The organism is Streptococcus porci DSM 23759 (genome assembly GCF_000423765.1).
GTDB classification, from domain to species: Bacteria; Bacillota; Bacilli; order Lactobacillales; family Streptococcaceae; genus Streptococcus; species Streptococcus porci.
This window is the reverse complement of record NZ_AUIP01000008.1, coordinates 1-18,784: the sequence shown is the minus strand read 5'-3', so window position 1 is coordinate 18,784 and position 18,784 is coordinate 1. Positions and strand designations below refer to the sequence as shown.

The following is an 18,784-nucleotide window of genomic DNA, read 5'->3' as shown; positions in this document are numbered from 1 at the left end:
CTGTCTTCCTTTATTTTTATTACAGTTGCCCACCAACTGCATTCAAGAGTTCAGAAATTTTAGAGGCATCTGAACCACCTGCCATAGCCATATCTGGTTTACCACCACCACGGCCTGACACGATTGGAGCAAGTTCTTTGATAACATTACCTGCATGGACGTCAGCTGACTTGCTGGCTACCAGCACATTGACCTTATCACCGATAGCTGCCACAAGAACTAGCACATCTGAGTAGTCTTTTTGTTTCCAGTTGTCTGCAAAGGTCCGCAGTGCGCCAGCATCAGATACGGATACTTGGCTGGCGATGTAGCGAAGGTCTCTTACTTCCTTGACATCTTTGAAGACGTCGCCCGCTTGTGCTGCTGCTGCTTTTTCTTTTAGCTCTGCATTTTCTTTTTGAACATGGCGGAGCTCCGTAGCCAGTGCCTCTACTTTTGTAGGCACTTGGTCGATTTGGGGCACTTTGAGGGTTTGAGCCACTGCTTTAAGCGCATCTTCACGGTCGCGCAAAGCTAGGTAGGCTTCTTTACCAGTCACCGCAAGGATACGGCGTGTACCTGAGCCAATTCCTTCCTCTTTGACAATCTTGAAGAGACCAATTTCTGAAGTATTGGTCACATGAGTCCCACCGCAAAGCTCGATTGAGTAGTCTCCGATAGTCACGACACGGACTTCCTTGCCGTATTTCTCACCAAAGAGAGCCATTGCACCCATGCTTTTAGCTGTATCAACATCAGTCTCAATGGTCACCACATCAATAGCTTCCCAGATTTTGGCATTGACTTCTTCTTCGATGCGGCGAAGTTCCTCAGCAGTTACAGCTTCAAAGTGAGTGAAATCAAAGCGCAAGAATTCTTCTTCATTCAATGAGCCAGCCTGAGTAGCGTGCTCTCCGATAATATTGTGAAGAGCAGCGTGGAGCAAATGAGTCGCCGTATGGTTTTTCTCAACGCCACGACGACGTGCCGTGTCAATTTCAAGAGTATAAGTATCACCAAGTGAGATACTTGCCAGTAATTCTACCGTATGCAAAGGTTGACCGTTTGGTGCTTTTTGAACATCTACTACTCTCGCTACAAGGTCACCTGCCGCATTTTTCACATAACCGTGGTCTGCCACTTGTCCTCCCATTTCAGCGTAAAATGGCGTTTGGTCAAAGACGAGAAGGGCTTGTCCTTCTGATACCGCCTCTGTACGCTCATTATCCGCTACAATTACAGACAGTTTTGCATCAAGGGTGCTTACTCCGTAAACAAAGGCAGAGCTTTCAGTAATGCCTGCTAGGGTTTCATTTTGCATCCCCATTGAACCACCTTTGACAACAGCTGCGCGGGCACGGTCTTGTTGTTCTTTCATGGCAGCTTTGAAGCCGTCATGGTCAATCTTGTAGCCTGCATCTTCTGCCAATTCTTCGGTTAATTCTACTGGGAATCCGTAAGTATCATAAAGTTTGAAAATAGCTTTACCGTCAAGGGTGTCCTGCCCTGCTTTTTTCAAATCTGCAAGCAAGTCTTCCAAGTGACCAGTACCTGCATCAATGGTACGTGCAAAAGTTTCTTCCTCACGCTTGACGATTTTCTCGATAAAGTCACGTTTTTCAAGCACTTCTGGGTAATAGCTCTCCATGATTTGACCTACTGTTGGTACCAATTTGTAGAGGAAAGCTTCGTTAATGCCCAAACGGCGACCATGCATAACCGCACGACGAAGGAGACGGCGAAGAACGTACCCTCGCCCCTCATTTCCAGGAAGGGCACCATCACCGATGGCGAAGGAAAGAGCACGAATATGGTCAGCAATGACCTTGAAACTCATATTATCGCCGTCTTGGTCGTAAGTCTTACCTGACATTTTTTCCACGTCACGAATGATTGGCATAAAAAGATCGGTCTCAAAGTTTGTTTTTGCCCCTTGGAAAATGGCAGCAAGACGCTCAAGTCCAGCGCCCGTATCAATGTTTTTGTTTGGTAATTCTTTGTATTCAGAGCGTGGAACCGCCGGGTCAGCATTGAATTGCGACAGCACAATGTTCCAAATTTCGATGTAACGGTCGTTTTCAATATCTTCTTCCAACAGACGAATGCCAATGTTTTCAGGATCAAAGTCTGTACCACGGTCAAAGAAAATCTCCGTATCTGGTCCAGAAGGTCCTACACCAATTTCCCAGAAGTTATCCTCAATCGGAATCAAGTGACTTGGCTCAACACCAAGCGAGATCCAGCGATTGTAGGAATCTTTATCAGCTGGATAGTAAGTCATGTAGAGTTTGTCTTTGTCAAAACCAAACCACTCTGGACTAGTTAAGAGCTCAAAGCCCCACTCAATAGCCTCATCACGGAAGTAATCACCGATTGAGAAATTACCAAGCATTTCAAACATGGTATGGTGACGAGCCGTTTTACCAACGTTTTCAATGTCGTTGGTACGGATTGATTTTTGAGCATTTGTAATCCGTGGATTTTCAGGAATGACTGAACCATCAAAGTATTTTTTCAAGGTCGCAACACCTGAGTTAATCCAAAGAAGTGTCGGATCGTTGACTGGGACTAAGTTTGCGGACGGCTCTACGGCATGACCTTTAGATTTCCAGAAATCAAGCCACATTTGACGAATTTGAGCAGAAGATAATTGTTTCATAATTAAGATACCAAGGGACCTTTTGGCTTTCCGAAAAGTTCTGTAGAAAAATAAGAAATCTGACGCCAGCGATGGACGTCTAGGAAGATTTCGCTTTTTTCCTAGGAAATTAGTCCCATGTTCAGTTTAGCAGATTGACTAAACTAAACATCCTTTCTTTTAGTGTTTTTTCGTTTGAAAGAAATCAGAAATCGACAATCGTAGGACGAATTCATCTTCTTTCTTAGATAGTTTTTGAGAAGTTATTGTTAGAAGGTGGCTGAGTCTTACGGGCGAATTTACTTTAGCATACCAAGTAAAGTGAACGTCCTTTCTTATATTGTGGTTTTATCAATTATAGTCGAATGACTGTCATCCTCTTTTCCTTGCCAAATCTAAGAGTTCTTAGCTAGATCAAGGTGAAAAATAAGGCGCGGACACATTCCTTCTCCATAAGAACAGGAGCACTTCTATCAATCATACAAAAATGACAAAGTCCTATCAAAGGGAGGGCGATTGACACCGCGGTACCACCTCCATTCAATGACTTTGTCATTCTTCTTAGTATGAGATTTTGAGATATTTAGTAGCAAGATGGGATGATTCTAGTGACTCACAGCAACCGTCACCTTTCTGAAAAAATCTTTTCCTATCCATTCTAAATCTTATTTAGTTGTTGCTTCTGACGTTTCAGTTTCACTAGCTGTTGTCGTTTCAGAAGTCGTTGTTGTCTCACTTGTCGCCGCATATTGTGACAAGATTGATGAGAAACTATCGTCTTTGATTTTAACGTTTGATTTTTCAAGAGCAGCCGCAATAACCTTGTTTTGGAAGGTTGTATCAGCTTTCTTTTGTGCTAAATAAGCTTCTTTAAGGCGGTCTTTATAAGTCTTCCAGTCTGCATTTTTCTCAGTCTTGGCAGTAGTTTTGATGATGTAGTAGCTTGTTGTATAGTTGCTCGTATTAACAACTGAAACAACTTCAGATATCGCACCTTTCTCAAGAGCATTAGCAGCTTTTATCACATCAGCAGGAACATCCGTAGCAGCTGAGTCGAAGTTGTAGTCAACTTTTTCATCCAAAGACTTATCCGCTGCAATCTTAGCAAAATCAGTCCCTTCAGCCTTGACTTCTGCTAGCACGCTATTAGCAGTGTCTTGGTTATCCAAGCGAATAATCTGTGCTGTCACTTCTGGCGTGTAAGCTTCGTAGAGGGTCTTATAGACGTCGTCTGTCAATTCTTTTTCAGCAGCGGCTTTTACTGCATAATCTAAAAGCATTTGCACGCGAATTTGTTGTTTATAAGTTTCTTCGGTCATGCCATTAACAGCCAAAACTTGTTGGAATGATGAACCATAGTTTTTTACTTCTTTGTCATAGGCTTCATCAGTTTCTTTTTGAGTCACTTTTTTGCCGTACTGTTCTTCCAAAACCTTGTCCAAAATCAAAGTCAACATAGACTGTTTGGCACCTTGTGTGGATTTAACTTGGTTGTAAAAATCAGTAACAGTAATGTAGTCACCTTTCATGGTAACCAATTTGGCATCTGTACTTGTTTTTCCTGCACATGCCGCTAATGTGGCAAGAGACATAACTGTCACAAGACCTGCCGCAATTTTTTTCTTCATGTTGCGCTAACTCCTCGTAATTTCATTAACCTCCCTATTATAGCACATTTTCTTAAAAATGGCTTAATCAAAATCAATCTGCTCTGCATTTTTTCGAATCATCAAAAGACCATCGCTAAGGGGAATCAGGCTAGCTGTAAGATCTGGATGTTTCAGGGTTTTTTCAAACAGGCTGTGCAGACCGCGATAAATCGTGCGCTGACCGCGGCGTACCTCCTGAATAGGCTTAGCAATATCACCGCCTTGGAAGATATCATCAAAAACGATAACGCCACCAAGCTTGAGCCGTTTGAGCACTTCGGGTAAGAAAACCACATATTTTGACTTGGCCGAGTCCATAAAGACAAAATCAAACTCCTCATCCAAGCTAGCAAGCATATCCGCCGCATCCCCCTCGACCAGAGAAATCTGATGTCTGACATCGTACTTGGCAAAGTTCTCCTTGGCCAGAGCAATCATTTCCTCATTGCGATCAATAGTGGTGATTTTAGCTTGTGGCGCATACTCAGCCATTAAAAGAGCTGAAAAACCAATGGCAGTGCCAATTTCCAGAATATTTTTCGGCTCTAATGTCTGCATGAGGAGACGAAAATAAGCCACCACTTCATGCTGAATGATGGGAATATTTTCCTGACGAGCAAAGGCTTCAAGCTCTGCCAAATGCCCTTCATTTGGCTTTTGGTGCGTCCTCATGTAGTGAACCACGTCTTCCTTGACTACTGGACGACGCATGTTATGATTTGCATTTTTACTGTAAGATTTAACCATGGAGATTATTTTATCATAAAAAGGTCCAGCAAGTCACTCAGTTGGCTGATTTTTTGGTTAAAAGCTGACGCTGGTTGGTGAAGATTGATAGACTTGATGCCAGCATTTTCTGCCACTTTGACATCTAGACTGCGGTCGCCGATGTAGTAAGTATTGGCCTTGTCCAGTCCATATTTCTCCACTAAATAATCAACTCCCTCTGGATGGGGCTTGCGCTCAAAGCCATTGACTGAAGTGAGGATTTCAGTAAAGTAGCGGTCAATTTCCAAATTTTTCAGCACTGCTTCTGTCGTTGCTCCTTTATGGGTGTAGATAAAATGCTGAAAGCCAGCCTCAAAAGTCTTTTCCAGCACCGCTTTGGCCCCAGGCATGAGAGTAATCATGTGATCGCGCTTTTCTTGTTCTTCAGAAAAGAAATCCTTCAATTCTTGTTGAGACAGCTCGTGCTGGCTTGCTAAGTTATCCAGCAACTGACCCGTTGACTCTTTAATGATAAAATCAGCTACCCAGGGTTTATCAAAGGAAAAATCATACTTATCGTACAAGAGTTCCAGCGCTTCCATGATAGCCTCATAAGACTCCGCTAAAGTTCCATCAAAATCCCAAATGAAAGTTGGTCTAGTCATTTCTCTCCTTTTCTGTCTTAACCCAATAACGACAAATATTCTCCCCTGCCATGGCTGGATTTGGAAAATCTTCTTCCAGAGCAATGATATTTTCCAACTGCCCACCAAATTTTTCAATGGTTTTGCGACTAGGAAGGTTATTGTCATTTGCAGTAATAAGCACTCGGTCAATGCCTCGCTGATTGTATTCTTGAAGAGCAAAGGCTAAGAGTTTAGTGACAACGCCTTTTCTGCGGTGCTTAGGTGATGTCACATAACCAATATGCCCACCTACTCTTAATAAGTCTCCTTTTTCAATCTCCCAACGGCAAGAAATTTTCCCCAAAATCTCCCCACCTTCAAAGGCATAATAAGTGGTTGATGTGGACCAGTCAGGGCTGTCAGTCTCTGTCTCCTGTCGATGAGATTTTGTGACAAAGGCTACAAAATCATCTACCCGCCGCGTTTCAATAAAGGAATTACCTGCTTCTTTCTCAGCCAGTAAAACTGCTTGAAATTCCCTAAAAGCTGCCTCGTCTCTTAAATCAATGCGTCTAATGTCAATCATAATCTTACCTCGTATTTAGCGGATCTAACTTTTTGATGATTGTATTCAATATCGAAAATACCTAAAAATTGTCCACCTACTCTCTCAGCCGTCTTGCGACTGGGCACATTATCTTCATCCATGGCGATATAGATACGTTTAACCCCTTTTTCACGGTAGCAGGAAATCGCATACTGAACCAAGTGAGAAGCTATGCATTTTCCCCGAAAAGCAGGGGCAACCGTATAACCCAGATGACCCAAACGCTGGCAATCTGGATGATCAATCTCCCAGAAACAACTGACAAAACCCACAATTTCGCCGTCCAGAAAAGCAAAATAGCGAGTGAAGGGGGACCAAGTCTGACCCGTCTGCTTGAGTTCAGAAATGTCGCTGTGACTCACCATGTCATCAAACCTCTCAACTTTACGCCATTCCACAAAGGAATTAACCTTCTTATCCTCCAAAAGCGCCGCTTCAAATCTTTCAAAAGCAGCTCGATCCTCCAAACAAATTTTACGAATCTCCATAGACGTCTCCTTTTTAGCTATTATAGCAAAAAACTCTCCTTTCGGAGAGCTAAATCAGGTAAAGTATTCTAGTAGTCGCAGGCAGGCCTCCTCTATGATAGCTGTCGGTGCTGCGGTGTTGAGGCGAAAATGGTTCCTTCCTTCACGTCCAAAGGTCAGCCCGTCGTTGAGTTGTAGCTTGGCTTTTTTCTCCAAAATCTCCAAGATTTCTTCATGAGATAGTCCTGTTTGGGAGAAGTCCAGCCAGACCAAATAAGTTCCCTCTGGTTTCATAACCTTGATTTTAGTCTTAGCTAGCTCTCGGCTGACCAAGTCAACATTCCTTTCCAGCACCACTTTTAAGTCGGTCAACCAAGACAGCCCCTGACGCAGAGCCACCTCAGTGGTCAAGAGGCCCAAACTAGATACCTCGTGCTGATTGTTAGCTAGTTGGCGTTTTTGGAAAAGCTGACGCAGACGCTCATTTTCAATGATAACAAAAGAATTTTTTGTTCCTGCGATGTTAAAGGTCTTGGTGGCAGAGCCTAAAATAATGGTAAAATCCTTAAAAGCAGTTGAAACGGTGTTAAAAGAATAATGCTTGTGCCCAAAAAGCGTCAAATCTTGATGAATCTCATCAGAAACAAGAAGCACCCTGTGTTTTTGACAAAGTTGTCCAACTTTTTCAAGTTCTTCTTTTGTCCAAACCCGTCCGCCAGGATTGTGAGGACTACAAAAAACATAGAGTTTGACATCTTCATCAACCATTTCCTTTTCTAGCTGTTCAAAATCAATTTCAAAACGACCATTTTTTTCAATCAAAGAATTGGAAACCAGCTGACGATTATTGAGTTTAATCGTTCGTGCAAATGGGGGATATACTGGTGTGTTGATCAGCACCGCATCTCCTTCTTTAGTAAAGGCCTGAACGGCTACAGAGATGGCAGGTACAACGCCTTCAATTAAAAGAATATCATCCTTGGTTACTTGATAACCGTGTTGATTTTTTTCCCAGTCCACGATAGCTTGGTAGAGACTGTCCTTGGGCGCATCGTATCCATAAATACCTTGCTTGGCAAATTTTTCCAGCGCAGCCGTCATTTCAGGGAAAGTTATAAAATCCATATCCGCAATCCAAAGAGGCAAAACCTCCTTGTCTGCCGCAGCTTTTTGCCACTTATAGGCATTGGTCTTGGTACGATCTGGAAAATCAGTGAAATTATAAGTCATAACGCTCTCCTATCTCTCCAAAGCCTGCTCTAAATCGGCAAGCAAGTCTTTGACATCTTCGATACCAATAGAAAGGCGGAGAAGATCATCAGTCAGGCCATAACTAGCCCGAACCTGGTCAGGGATGTCAGCATGAGTCTGAGTGGTCGGATAGGTTATTAAGCTCTCAACTCCACCTAAACTCTCTGCAAACGTAAAAATCTCTAAGCTATTAATAATGGTCGGAATTTTGTCCTTGTCGACCACTTTAATAGACAGCATGCCACCTTTTCCAGTATAGAGAACCTCTTTGATAGCGGGATTTTTAGACAGGGCTGAGGCTAACTTTCGAGCATTTTCTGTCGCCCTCTCCATACGCAGTTTTAGGGTTTTAAGACCACGCATAACCAAATAGGAATCAAAAGGAGATAAAACCGGACCACCCGTATTGAGATTGTAAAAAAGTTTGTCGTAAAGTTCCTTGTCGCTGGTCATGATAGCTCCCGCGAGGACATCGTTGTGACCCGCCAAATATTTGGTGGCTGAGTGAATAACAAGATCCGCCCCATCTAGTAAAGGATTTTGGTAAATAGGACTGTAAAAAGTATTGTCAACTAGAACCTTAGCCCCATGAGAATGAGCTACTTTAGCAATTTTAGCAATATCAAATTCCACCATAAGTGGGTTTGTTGGTGTTTCGATATAGACAACATCTACATCATCTGAGATTTGAGCAATCATCTCAGTCTCATCATTGGCATAGATGAAATGAAAACGTCCCTGAGCTTCTTGCTGATCAAACCAGCGAAAGGAGCCACCATATAAATCTCGGGCAGCCACAACCTTGCTTCCAACAGGAAAAACTTCCATAGCCAAAACAATAGCACTCATACCAGAGCTGGTTGCTAGGGCATAATCAGCGTGTTCGATAGCTGCCAAAGTTTCTTCCAATGTGGAGCGGGTAGGGTTTTTGGTACGGGTATAGTCAAATCCTGTTGACTTGCCAAATTCTGGATGCTGATAAGTGGTTGAAAAATGAATAGGGCTAACCAAGGCACCCGTTGTCTCGTCAGACTTTATGCCCGCATGGGCTAAAATAGTATCAATTCCAAGTTTTTTCATGAGACGACCTCAACTTTCTATTTCTCTATTTTATCACGAAAAAGTCGACTCAGCCCTTAGTTTCTCACCTAACATGGTTATAGTTAGAGACTATAACAAAAGGTTAGGGAGCTCCTAACCTTTTGCTTTGATTCTTAATTTTCTACGGAAACTGTCAGAACGTTGAACCCCAATCAGTTTATCCGATTGCCGTGTCCAGAGAGCTAGATAGCCGTAAACCAGAACTCCCAAACCACCTCCAACAGCCAGATGAATGAGACTGCTAAGCTTGCCAGTAGCAGGCATAACTCTTACCAATCCTAACTCAACGATGCCAACAACTACTGCCATTACTGCCGTCATCAAAAGGATTAAAAGCGTATTTTTAGCAAAAACCATGCGGTTAAAATGTGTCATATCATGAACACGTTTATACATGAGATAGGTCGAAACGCTTAAGCCAACCGTTGTAGCTATAAGTGGGCCATAGACCCCAAAGAGCCAAATCAAAGGAATTTGGAGAAGCAACTTCACAATCAAACCGTAAACAAAATAGAGCATCGCTCTGCGATTTTCAAAAAGTGCCTGAATAACTGGACCAAAGAGAGCATAGAATCCCATAACGAAAATCTGTAATAAGTTGATAATGAAAAGCTGGATAGCTAAATCTTTAGGGTTTGGATAGAAAATAGTATAGAGGGGACGAGCTAAAATGATAGAGCCAAAAACCGCTGGAACCAAGAAAATCAAGAGCATCTGTAGATTGTTTAGAATAAGGCTAGCCGTTGATTTTCTATCTTTTTTGACAAAGTTCTCTGTGATGAGCGGAATAGCTACCGACCCGATAGACCCCGTCACACCAATAATAATCATCGTGATTTTATTAGGATTAGAGGTCATATAAGCGTAAAGTGTCAATAACTCCTCTTTGGTAGCCGAACTAAATAGAGACATGGTATTGGCAAACGTTACCTGATCTATCAACTGGTAAACCTGAAAAGCAGAACCAACAATAATAAAGGGAATAGCTTCCTTGGTTGTTTCGACGATTAAGGACAAGGTATCTGCTTTTTCTTCACTCGGCCTTGCTCTAAAAATCTGCAACAAAATACCTTCACGATTTAGGCTGAAAATCAAAACGGCCAAACTTCCCAACATTCCAATAAAAGCTGCAAAAGTTGATTGGACAACCGCTTCTTTATAATCTCCAGACCCAAACTTCATGATATAAAAGGTTGCCATCAAAATCCAAATAACCCGTAGGATTTGTTCGACAACTTGACTGGTTGCATAGGGACGTAAGTTGTTGGTTCCTTGAAAAACTCCCCTGATGACACTCATCATCGGGAAAAAAAGCACTGCCCAGGATAGACTTCTCATAACTGGTATTAAATCAGCTTCATAACCGGATAATCTAGCTAAAAGCGGAGCTGCAAAATACATTATCCCAGCAAAGAAAGCTCCAATAGCTAACATAACTTTTAGAAACTCTCTAACCAAATAATAGCCAATTTCTCCCTTACCAACAGCATTGTACTTGGCAATTTGCTTGGCCACAGCGACTGGAATTCCCACAGTCGAGATGGATAAAAAGATGGAGTAAATGTTATAACCCATGCCAAAGAGACCATTAGCTTCATCCGCATGAACTCCCAACCAGGCGATCCAAGGAATAACATAAATGACACCTATCAGGCGACTAATAAAATTACCCGCCGTCAACCATGCCATACCTCGAACCATTTTAGACTGTTGCTGGTCTACTTTTGACCGCTTTGTATCTGACATAATCTTCTCATTTCTTCGTGTTTTCGCTTCTTATTATAAACTTTTGCCTGACACTTGTAAAATACGAGCATTAAGTCTAAAATAGAACTATGATTAGCATCGAACAAGTGCTTGACATTCTCAAGCAAGATAAAAATTTTAGAGAAGTCGTGAGCAATGGGGAGCTTCACTACCATTTTTCAGGACTGACTTTCAGCAAGATTTCCTATGATAGTCGTGATGTGACTGACAATACCCTCTTTTTTGCCAAAGGAGCTGCTTTTAAGCGAGAATTCTTGGAAAAAGCGGTGCAGGCCGGTTTGAGCTGCTACGTATCCGAAGTCGATTATGAACTTGCTATCCCAGCCATCATTGTTTCTGACATCAAAAAAGCCATGAGTCTCATTGCCATGACTTTCTATGGCAATCCTCAGAACAAGCTGAAAATCCTAGCTTTCACAGGCACCAAAGGAAAAACGACTGCAGCCTATTTCGCCTTTAATATTCTTAAGCAGAACCACAAAACGGCTCTGCTTTCCACAATGAATACAACTTTGGACAATGGAAAGACCTTTTTCAAATCCCAATTCTCTACTCCTGAAAATCTGGATTTGTTTCGCATGATGGCTCAAGCAGTGTCTAATGGCATGACTCATCTGGTCATGGAAGTATCCAGCCAAGCCTATCTGGTTGACCGCGTTTATGGACTGACCTTTGATGTAGGTGTCTTTCTCAATATCAGTCCAGATCATGTCGGTCCCATTGAGCACCCAAATTTCGCTGACTATTTCTACCACAAACGGCTCCTCATGGATAATAGCCGCGCTGTTATTGTCAACGCAGAGATGGACCATTTTCCCATAGTCTGCCAGCAAGTCTCTAATCTCCCACATGATTTTTACGGTACTGGCACCACTAATACCATTGATAATAGCAGAGCCTTTAGCTTTGACTTATCTGGCAAATTGGCTGGACATTACCAGATACGGTTAATCGGACATTTCAATCAAGAAAACGCTGTCGCTGCTGGTCTTGCCTGCCTGCGTCTGGGTGTCAGTCTTTCTGACATTCAAAAAGGGATTGCCGAGACGACCGTCCCAGGACGTATGGAAGTTCTGACCCAGTCCAATGGTTCCAAGATTTTTGTAGACTATGCCCACAATGGCGATAGTTTGGAAAAACTCTTATCAGTCGTCGAAGAACACCAAAAAGGGGACATTATTCTCATTTTAGGAGCCCCTGGTAATAAAGGGGAAAGCCGTCGGGCTGATTTTGGTAAGGTAATCAACTCTCACCCAGATTTGCAGGTTATTTTGACTGCTGATGATCCGAATTTTGAAGACCCGCTAGCCATTTCCAAAGAGATTGCGAGTCATGTTGATAGACCTCTTTCCATCATCATCGACCGGGAAGAGGCCATCCAGACCGCTCTGCTTTTGGCCAAAAAAGAAAACGATGCAGTCATTGTCGCTGGAAAAGGAGCCGACGCCTACCAAATCGTGGAGGGAAAAAAAGCCACCTATGATGGTGATCTTATCGTCGCTAAGAAATACTTGAATTAGAAAGTCATGATGAAAAAACACGCCTATCTTATCATTGCTCATAATAAGTTTGATCAACTCAAATATCTGATTTCTTTATTAGATGATGTACGCAATGATATTTTTATCCATATTGACAAAAAAATTACTTTAACAGAGGAGTTAAAGCAGGACTTATCTTCTGCCTCAACAAAATCAGAAGTCTACTTCACACCACAAATTCCTGTCTATTGGGGACACGTTAGTCTGACTGAAGCTCAACTGCTTCTCTTTGAGACTGCCCATAAAACTGGTCAGTATAGCATGTATCACTTACTATCTGGACATGACCTTCCTCTGGTGTCCCAGGACAAGATTCACCACTTCTTTGATGGCAAGGAAGACAAGATTTTTATCGCCTACGATTCTCAAAAAACTATTGACAACCTCAAACTCTATAAGCTAGCGGCTCATTACCATCTCAGTATGAAAATTAGCCACCGCAGTCTAGGTAACACCGCTCAAAGAGTGTTACGGGCTTATCGTCGCTACGAAAATAAAATTCAAACGGCTCTGAAAATTGATCGACTGGCTAAGCAAAAGCTCCAATTTGACTACGCCTCAAACTGGATTTCCTGTGGTTCTGAAGTGCTAGGGATTATCCTTGAAGAAAAAGACTGGGTATTGAAAGTCTGCCAACACACCTTCTGTAGCGATGAATTCCACATTCCTTTAATCATCAATAAGCGCCAGCTTCACAATCACATCTACCATGCCGAGCGAATGGAAGATGTTCCCGATCAATTTCAGGGAAATCTACGCTATATCAACTGGTGGGATGGACACCCTTATGCTTGGACGGATTCTGATGCTGATTTAGCACAGTTAGATAAGGGAATCGCTTTAGGGCACTTCTTTTCTCGGAAATTTGATTTGGAAAAATATCCTAAAATCAAGGACTACATCGATCAAAACGTCCAATCTTAGACACTCTTTTTAATCATTCCAATCTTTGATAAAGCCTTTTATAAGGCTTTTTACTGTGTTATAATAGCCCTATCTTATTTTCATAGCCTATTATAGTCGAATGAATTAGCTTTCAGACAAGGAGCTGAAGTGCAGGCAATACTAGAGTACGGTAGGCCGAAAGCGACAATGTATCAAGGCTAATTCAAATAACTATAGTTTGCTTTTAGGACTAGGCAATGTCCCACAGGGATAACCAGAGAGTTGACAAAGTAATCAGAGATAAAGCATCTGACTATAAATTATCAGAAAGGGGAACCATGTCATACCTTCAGGCAGAGCACATTTCGGTTGCCTATGACCGTCACAGTATCATTGAAAATCTCAGTCTGACCTTGCCCAACCAGGCCATCACAACAATCATTGGAAGCAATGGTTCTGGTAAATCAACCCTGCTCAAGGCTCTGACGCGGATCATTCCCATTCAAGATGGACAGATCTTTTTGGACGGGCAGGCGATTGCAAAGCTCCCAACTAAGGAAGTTGCTAAAAAAATCGCCCTGCTCCCGCAAGTATTAGAGGCGACCCAAGGTATCTCTGTCTATGAATTAGTCTCCTATGGGCGTTTTCCCCATCAGAAATATCTGGGCACCCTTTCCCAAAAGGACCGTGAAAAGATTTACTGGGCTATGGAAATGACTGGAGTCTCCGCCTACGCCAACTGGCAGGTGGATTCTTTGTCGGGCGGGCAACGTCAGCGAGTTTGGATTGCCATGGCACTAGCTCAGGATACGGACACTATTTTTTTGGATGAGCCAACCACCTATTTGGACATGAATCATCAGCTTGAAATTTTAGAGCTCTTGCAAAAACTCAATCAGGAAAATCATAAAACCATTATCATGGTTTTGCATGACCTCAATCTGGCTTCACGTTTCTCCGACCATCTAATTGCCATGAAAGACGGAATCATCAAGCATCAAGGCCCACCTGAAAGCATTATGACTACTGAGATTTTGGAAGAGATTTTTAAGATTAAATCTCAAATTGTCTCAGACCCTGATAGTCATCGTCCCATTTTGTTGACCTATAACTTACTATAAAGGAGTTTCTATGAAAAAAATTATCACTTTCCTAATAAGCCTTACGGCCATCTTCCTACTGGTTGCTTGTTCGACCTCATCTAAAGAAAAAGCAGAGCAGACACAAACTAACAGCTCCGCTATTTCCAAAATGCCTAAAATCGAGGGTATCAGCTACCGTGGTGAGGTTCCTGAAAGTCCTAAACGTGTAGCAAGTATGGCCTCATCCTACACCGGTTACCTCATCAAGCTCGATTTTAATATCGTCGCTGCCACCACTTATGATAAGAAAAATCCCGTCTTTGCTGATGCCATTAAGGATGCAGAAATCATGTTGCCAACAGATCTTGAAGCCCTGGCAGCAACCGAACCAGATGTGATTGTCGTCGGATCAACTGAGCAAAATCTTGACCAACTGGAAAAAATCGCACCACTCATTGTCGTCGAGTACGGAAAGCACGACTACCTACAGATGATGACTGACTTTGGACAGATTTTTAATAAAGAAAAAGAAGCCAAAAAGTGGCTGTCATCTTGGGAGAAAAAAGTTGCCGATGCCAAAGAAAAAGTTCTGGCTGTGACTGGAGCTGAGGCAAGCTTTACCGTCATGGGACTATTCGAAAAACAATTCTACCTCTTCGGTAAGAACTGGGGTCGCGGTGGCGAGATTCTCTATCAAGCTCTGGGCTACAAGGCACCAGAGAAAGTTGAAAAAGAAGTCTTCCCAACAGGTTTTCTTGAGGTCTCACGTGAAGTGCTTCCTGATTACATCGGAGACTATGTCCTAGTCGCTGCAGAAAATGAGGAGACCGGAGCTAGCCTTTACGAAAGTGACCTCTGGAAAAATATTCCAGCAGTTCAAAAAAATCAGGTCATCAAAGTTGATGCCAACGTCTTCTACTTTACCGACCCCGTCAGCCTTGAGCATGAACTTGATGTTCTGACTGAAGCCATCCTCTCAATGAAAAATTAAAATGATTTTACAACACACATCCAATAAGCCAAAAAACATCTTTTGGCTTGTTTTTTTAAGTATCGGACTCCTCCTTTTGATAGGTTTTTATGCCAGTCTGCGCATGGGGGCAGTTGCCTTTTCGCACAAGGAACTTCTGACTGTTTTTCAGAAGCCCTTTACTAACTCTGACCTGCAGGACATTCTCATTGACATTCGTTTGCCACGGATTTTGGCTAGTCTTTTAGTCGGAGCAGCCATGGCACAAGCAGGAGCCATCATGCAAGGAGTGACTCGAAATCCCATTGCCGACCCTGGTCTTTTAGGGATAAATGCTGGCGCTGGACTGGCCTTGGTGCTTGCCTATGCTATTTTTGGACAGTTGCATTACACTTGGATTGTTCTCGTCTGTCTGATAGGCTCTGCTATTTCCGCTTGCATCGTTTTCATCCTCTCCTACGAACCCAAAAAAGGGTACAATCAAATGCGATTGATTTTAGCTGGAGCTATGGTTTCCATGCTCTTTACAGCATTGGGGCAAGTCATCACCATTAGCTTTGACTTAGCCAGCACTATTATCGGTTGGCAATCTGGTGGACTGGTAGCCACCAACTGGAAAATGTTGAGCATTCTAGCTCCCATCATCTTATTCGGTCTAGTCTTAGCACAGCTTTTTTCCCACCAACTAACTATCCTTAGTCTCAACGAAACCGTGGCTAAGAGTCTGGGGCAAAAAACCTTTGCCATGACCCTTTTGTTGCTAGGTATTGTCCTTTTACTGTCAGCTTCTAGTGTCGCGCTAGCTGGTGTGATTGCCTTTGTCGGACTCATTATTCCCCATCTAATTAAGCTGATGTTCCCACGCAATTACCGACTGATTCTTCCTTTAACAGCATTTGCAGGTGCTACTTTCATGCTTTGGGTTGACCTGATTTGCCGAACCATCAATCCGCCTTATGAAACACCTCTTGGTGCTATGGTTTCCATTATTGGACTGCCCTGCTTTCTCTGGCTCATGAAAAGGAGGCAACAATGATTCTTGCAAAACCTAAATTTAAGGGTATCCTCATCCTACTCTGTCTAATCCTTTTGGGACTATTTCTCCTTTCACTAACTCTAGGAAGTAGCCACCTCTCTTTAACCACTATCCTTAAAGCACTGTTGGGGCAGACTGACAAAAAGACCAGTCTTATCCTCCTCAACATCCGTCTCCCGCGAGTCCTTGCTGCTCTCTTGGCTGGAGCCTCTCTTGCACTCTCAGGACTGCTTCTCCAGACCTTGACTCGAAATCCTCTGGCCGATTCTGGTATTTTAGGGATAAATGCTGGCGCTGGTATAGTCATCGCCCTAGCTATCTCCTTTTTTAAAACTACTCCTAGCTTTATCGCCTTTTTACCACTTTTAGCAATGGCTGGCGCTTTTGCAACAGTCATGGTGGTCTATCTAATCAGCCGAAAGCAAAACCACGACATCGACCCCTTTCGTCTTATCATCACAGGTGTTGGCATATCAACCATGTTGTCAGGACTTATGGTCTCCATTATTGGAAATATCGACCGATTCAAAGTCCAGTACATCGTCAACTGGCTGAGTGGACAGATTTCTGGTGACAACTGGCCGACGCTACTTCTTATCAGCCCGCTACTCATCGCCCTCTGGTTACTCGCTTACAGCCGCAGCCGTTCTCTCAACATCATGACCCTCAATGAACAAACGGCCACAGCCCTCGGGCTCAACCTCCTAAAAGAGCGTTGGATAACCCTACTTTTGTCAACTGCTCTAGCATCATTGAGCGTGGTAATGGTCGGAAATATCACCTTTATCGGACTGATTGCTGGTCATATTAGCCGAAAATTTGTCGGTAGCAATCACCTTATCCTGCTCCCTGTCACCCTCCTGATGGGCATGATAGTCCTCTTAATTGCCGATACCATTGGACGGGTTTTTCTTGTCGGGACTGGTATTCCTACTGGACTGGTCGTCTCTATCATCGGAGCTCCTTATTTTCTCTACCTAATGAAAACAAGTAGAGACTAAAACTCCAGCGCTGCTTAGCTCTGGAGTTTTATCATTTTTAAATGGAATCACCATTCCAAATCGAATTTTTTACAATAACGTAGTTGACACGGGTTAAGCTTTCCAAATCACGACCACCTGCGTAAGAGATTGAAGATTGCAAATCTTGTTCCATTTCAATCAAGGTATCTTTCAAATGACCTTTGGCAGGGAGTAAGATTTTCTTACCTTCTACGTTTTTATAGGCACCTTTTTGGTATTCCGATGCTGAGCCATAATACTCTTTAAACTTTTCACCATCTACTTCAACTGTTTTTCCTGGACTTTCGATATGTCCTGCAAAAAGCGAACCAATCATGACCATACTTGCACCAAAGCGAATGGATTTGGCAATATCTCCGTGAGTACGGATACCACCGTCCGCAATAATTGGTTTACGGGCAGCCTTTGCGCACCAACGAAGGGCAGCCAACTGCCAACCACCTGTACCAAAACCAGTCTTAACCTTTGTAATACATACCTTACCCGGACCGATACCAACTTTTGTCGCATCCGCACCAGCATTTTCCAACTCACGAACTGCTTCAGGGGTACCGACATTTCCTGCAATCACAAACGTCTCAGGCAGTTCTTTCTTGATATGTTGAATCATCTTGATAACACTTTCTGCATGGCCATGAGCAATATCAATGGTGATAAACTCAGGGGCATCAGCTTTCAAGCTAGTCACAAACTCATATTCATATTCTTTTACGCCAACAGAGATAGAAGCAATCAAACCCTGGTCGTGCATGCGTTTGATAAAAGGAATACGACCAGCTTCATCGAAACGGTGCATGATGTAGAAATACCCTTCTTTGGCAAGCATTTCTGCTGTATCTTCATCAATAATAGTCTGCATATTAGCTGGAACAACTGGTAATTTAAAGCTATATTTCCCAAGAGTCACTGTTGTATCTGCCTCGGAACGGCTATTGATGATACATTTATTTGGAATGAGCTGAATATCTTCGTAGTCAAAAACGGGCATATCATTAAACATAAAAACCTCTTTCCAAGCTGAAAGAGGCATTTTTGAATATACAAAAAGTCATCAGTCAGCTGAGCAAATATGATGACCTTCCTATAACTCTTCTATGGGACAATAGCAGAGCATCGCTAGGTGATTTTCTCACCTTTCCGTAATTATTTTATAAAATCGTTTAGAAATTGTCAAATATTTTTCTAAAAATATTTTTATAGTTCGCTTTTTACGAACATTTTTTTATTTAACTGTCACTTCAGAGATATCTAAAATGACAAGGGGATTATCTCTATGGTATTCTATTATGGAGAAAAGTTTAGAAAGTTGAAGTATTATGAAAAAGAAACACTACCAATTTTTGCAGTCGCTGAAAAAGGCAACACTTTTCTGTACAAAATTTATAAAGTGTTTTTGTTAAACGATTCCTCTTTTAGTCATGGCGTTTGGTAATTAAGAGTGCTGTGGATGCGATG

At 42.5% G+C, this 18,784-nt stretch carries 16 protein-coding genes; 6 read left to right on the top strand and 10 right to left on the bottom strand.

All coding sequences use genetic code 11. The features are described 5' to 3' along the window. Nucleotides 1–19: 19 nt before the first annotated feature. The 9 genes from alaS to G576_RS0103075 form a co-directional block, all read right to left on the bottom strand. Entirely contained in the window at nucleotides 20–2,638 is a 2,619-nt protein-coding gene (alaS, locus tag G576_RS0103115; RefSeq protein WP_027973347.1) for an alanine--tRNA ligase, read from the bottom strand. Nucleotides 2,639–3,282: 644 nt separating this feature from the next. After that, nucleotides 3,283–4,245, bottom strand: a complete 963-nt coding sequence (locus G576_RS0103110) for a peptidyl-prolyl cis-trans isomerase (RefSeq protein WP_027973346.1) — start codon at nucleotides 4,243–4,245, stop codon at nucleotides 3,283–3,285. 63 nt (nucleotides 4,246–4,308) lie between these two features. Next, on the bottom strand, nucleotides 4,309–5,013 hold the full coding sequence (locus G576_RS0103105) for an O-methyltransferase (RefSeq protein ID WP_027973345.1): 705 nt from the start codon (nucleotides 5,011–5,013) through the stop codon (nucleotides 4,309–4,311). Nucleotides 5,014–5,018: 5 nt separating this feature from the next. Then, on the bottom strand, nucleotides 5,019–5,639 hold the full coding sequence (locus G576_RS0103100) for an HAD-IA family hydrolase (protein WP_027973344.1): 621 nt from the start codon (nucleotides 5,637–5,639) through the stop codon (nucleotides 5,019–5,021). Then, nucleotides 5,632–6,186 (bottom strand): GNAT family N-acetyltransferase, encoded by a 555-nt coding sequence (locus G576_RS0103095; protein ID WP_037618368.1) that lies wholly within the window; start codon nucleotides 6,184–6,186, stop codon nucleotides 5,632–5,634. The genes G576_RS0103100 and G576_RS0103095 overlap by 8 nt, the downstream gene beginning before the upstream one ends. After that, entirely contained in the window at nucleotides 6,183–6,695 is a 513-nt protein-coding gene (locus G576_RS0103090) for a GNAT family N-acetyltransferase (protein ID WP_027973342.1), read from the bottom strand. Before G576_RS0103090 ends, G576_RS0103095 begins: the two co-directional genes overlap by 4 nt. 54 nt (nucleotides 6,696–6,749) lie before the next feature. Further along, nucleotides 6,750–7,904 carry a MalY/PatB family protein gene (locus G576_RS0103085; protein ID WP_027973341.1) on the bottom strand — a complete coding sequence of 385 codons (1,155 nt, stop codon included), beginning with the start codon at nucleotides 7,902–7,904 and terminating at the stop codon, nucleotides 6,750–6,752. 9 nt (nucleotides 7,905–7,913) lie between these two features. Then, nucleotides 7,914–9,005 carry a cystathionine gamma-synthase gene (locus G576_RS0103080; RefSeq protein WP_027973340.1) on the bottom strand — a complete coding sequence of 364 codons (1,092 nt, stop codon included), beginning with the start codon at nucleotides 9,003–9,005 and terminating at the stop codon, nucleotides 7,914–7,916. Between the two features lie 114 nt (nucleotides 9,006–9,119). Next, nucleotides 9,120–10,772, bottom strand: a complete 1,653-nt coding sequence (locus G576_RS0103075; protein WP_027973339.1) for a putative polysaccharide biosynthesis protein — start codon at nucleotides 10,770–10,772, stop codon at nucleotides 9,120–9,122. An 89-nt stretch (nucleotides 10,773–10,861) separates the two neighbouring features. On the opposite strand from G576_RS0103075, the gene G576_RS0103070 reads away from it, so the two are divergent. The 6 genes from G576_RS0103070 to G576_RS0103045 all read left to right on the top strand — a co-directional run bounded on the left by G576_RS0103070 (nucleotide 10,862) and on the right by G576_RS0103045 (nucleotide 17,308). Beyond that, on the top strand, nucleotides 10,862–12,313 hold the full coding sequence (locus G576_RS0103070) for a UDP-N-acetylmuramoyl-L-alanyl-D-glutamate--L-lysine ligase (RefSeq protein ID WP_027973338.1): 1,452 nt from the start codon (nucleotides 10,862–10,864) through the stop codon (nucleotides 12,311–12,313). A gap of 6 nt (nucleotides 12,314–12,319) precedes the next feature. Further along, nucleotides 12,320–13,258, top strand: coding sequence for a beta-1,6-N-acetylglucosaminyltransferase (locus G576_RS0103065; protein WP_083959921.1), 939 nt, complete (start codon nucleotides 12,320–12,322; stop codon nucleotides 13,256–13,258). 299 nt (nucleotides 13,259–13,557) lie between these two features. Continuing rightward, nucleotides 13,558–14,340, top strand: a complete 783-nt coding sequence (locus tag G576_RS0103060) for an ABC transporter ATP-binding protein (protein WP_027973336.1) — start codon at nucleotides 13,558–13,560, stop codon at nucleotides 14,338–14,340. Nucleotides 14,341–14,350: 10 nt separating this feature from the next. After that, nucleotides 14,351–15,292, top strand: coding sequence for an iron-hydroxamate ABC transporter substrate-binding protein (locus G576_RS0103055; protein ID WP_027973335.1), 942 nt, complete (start codon nucleotides 14,351–14,353; stop codon nucleotides 15,290–15,292). Nucleotide 15,293: 1 nt separating this feature from the next. Then, nucleotides 15,294–16,307, top strand: coding sequence for a FecCD family ABC transporter permease (locus G576_RS0103050; RefSeq protein ID WP_037618363.1), 1,014 nt, complete (start codon nucleotides 15,294–15,296; stop codon nucleotides 16,305–16,307). After that, nucleotides 16,304–17,308, top strand: a complete 1,005-nt coding sequence (locus tag G576_RS0103045) for a FecCD family ABC transporter permease (protein ID WP_037618361.1) — start codon at nucleotides 16,304–16,306, stop codon at nucleotides 17,306–17,308. The genes G576_RS0103050 and G576_RS0103045 overlap by 4 nt, the downstream gene beginning before the upstream one ends. A 37-nt stretch (nucleotides 17,309–17,345) precedes the next feature. Here the strand turns inward: G576_RS0103045 and guaC are convergent, their stop codons facing one another. Further along, entirely contained in the window at nucleotides 17,346–18,329 is a 984-nt protein-coding gene (gene guaC / locus G576_RS0103040) for a GMP reductase (protein WP_027973332.1), read from the bottom strand. Nucleotides 18,330–18,784 lie beyond the last annotated feature (455 nt).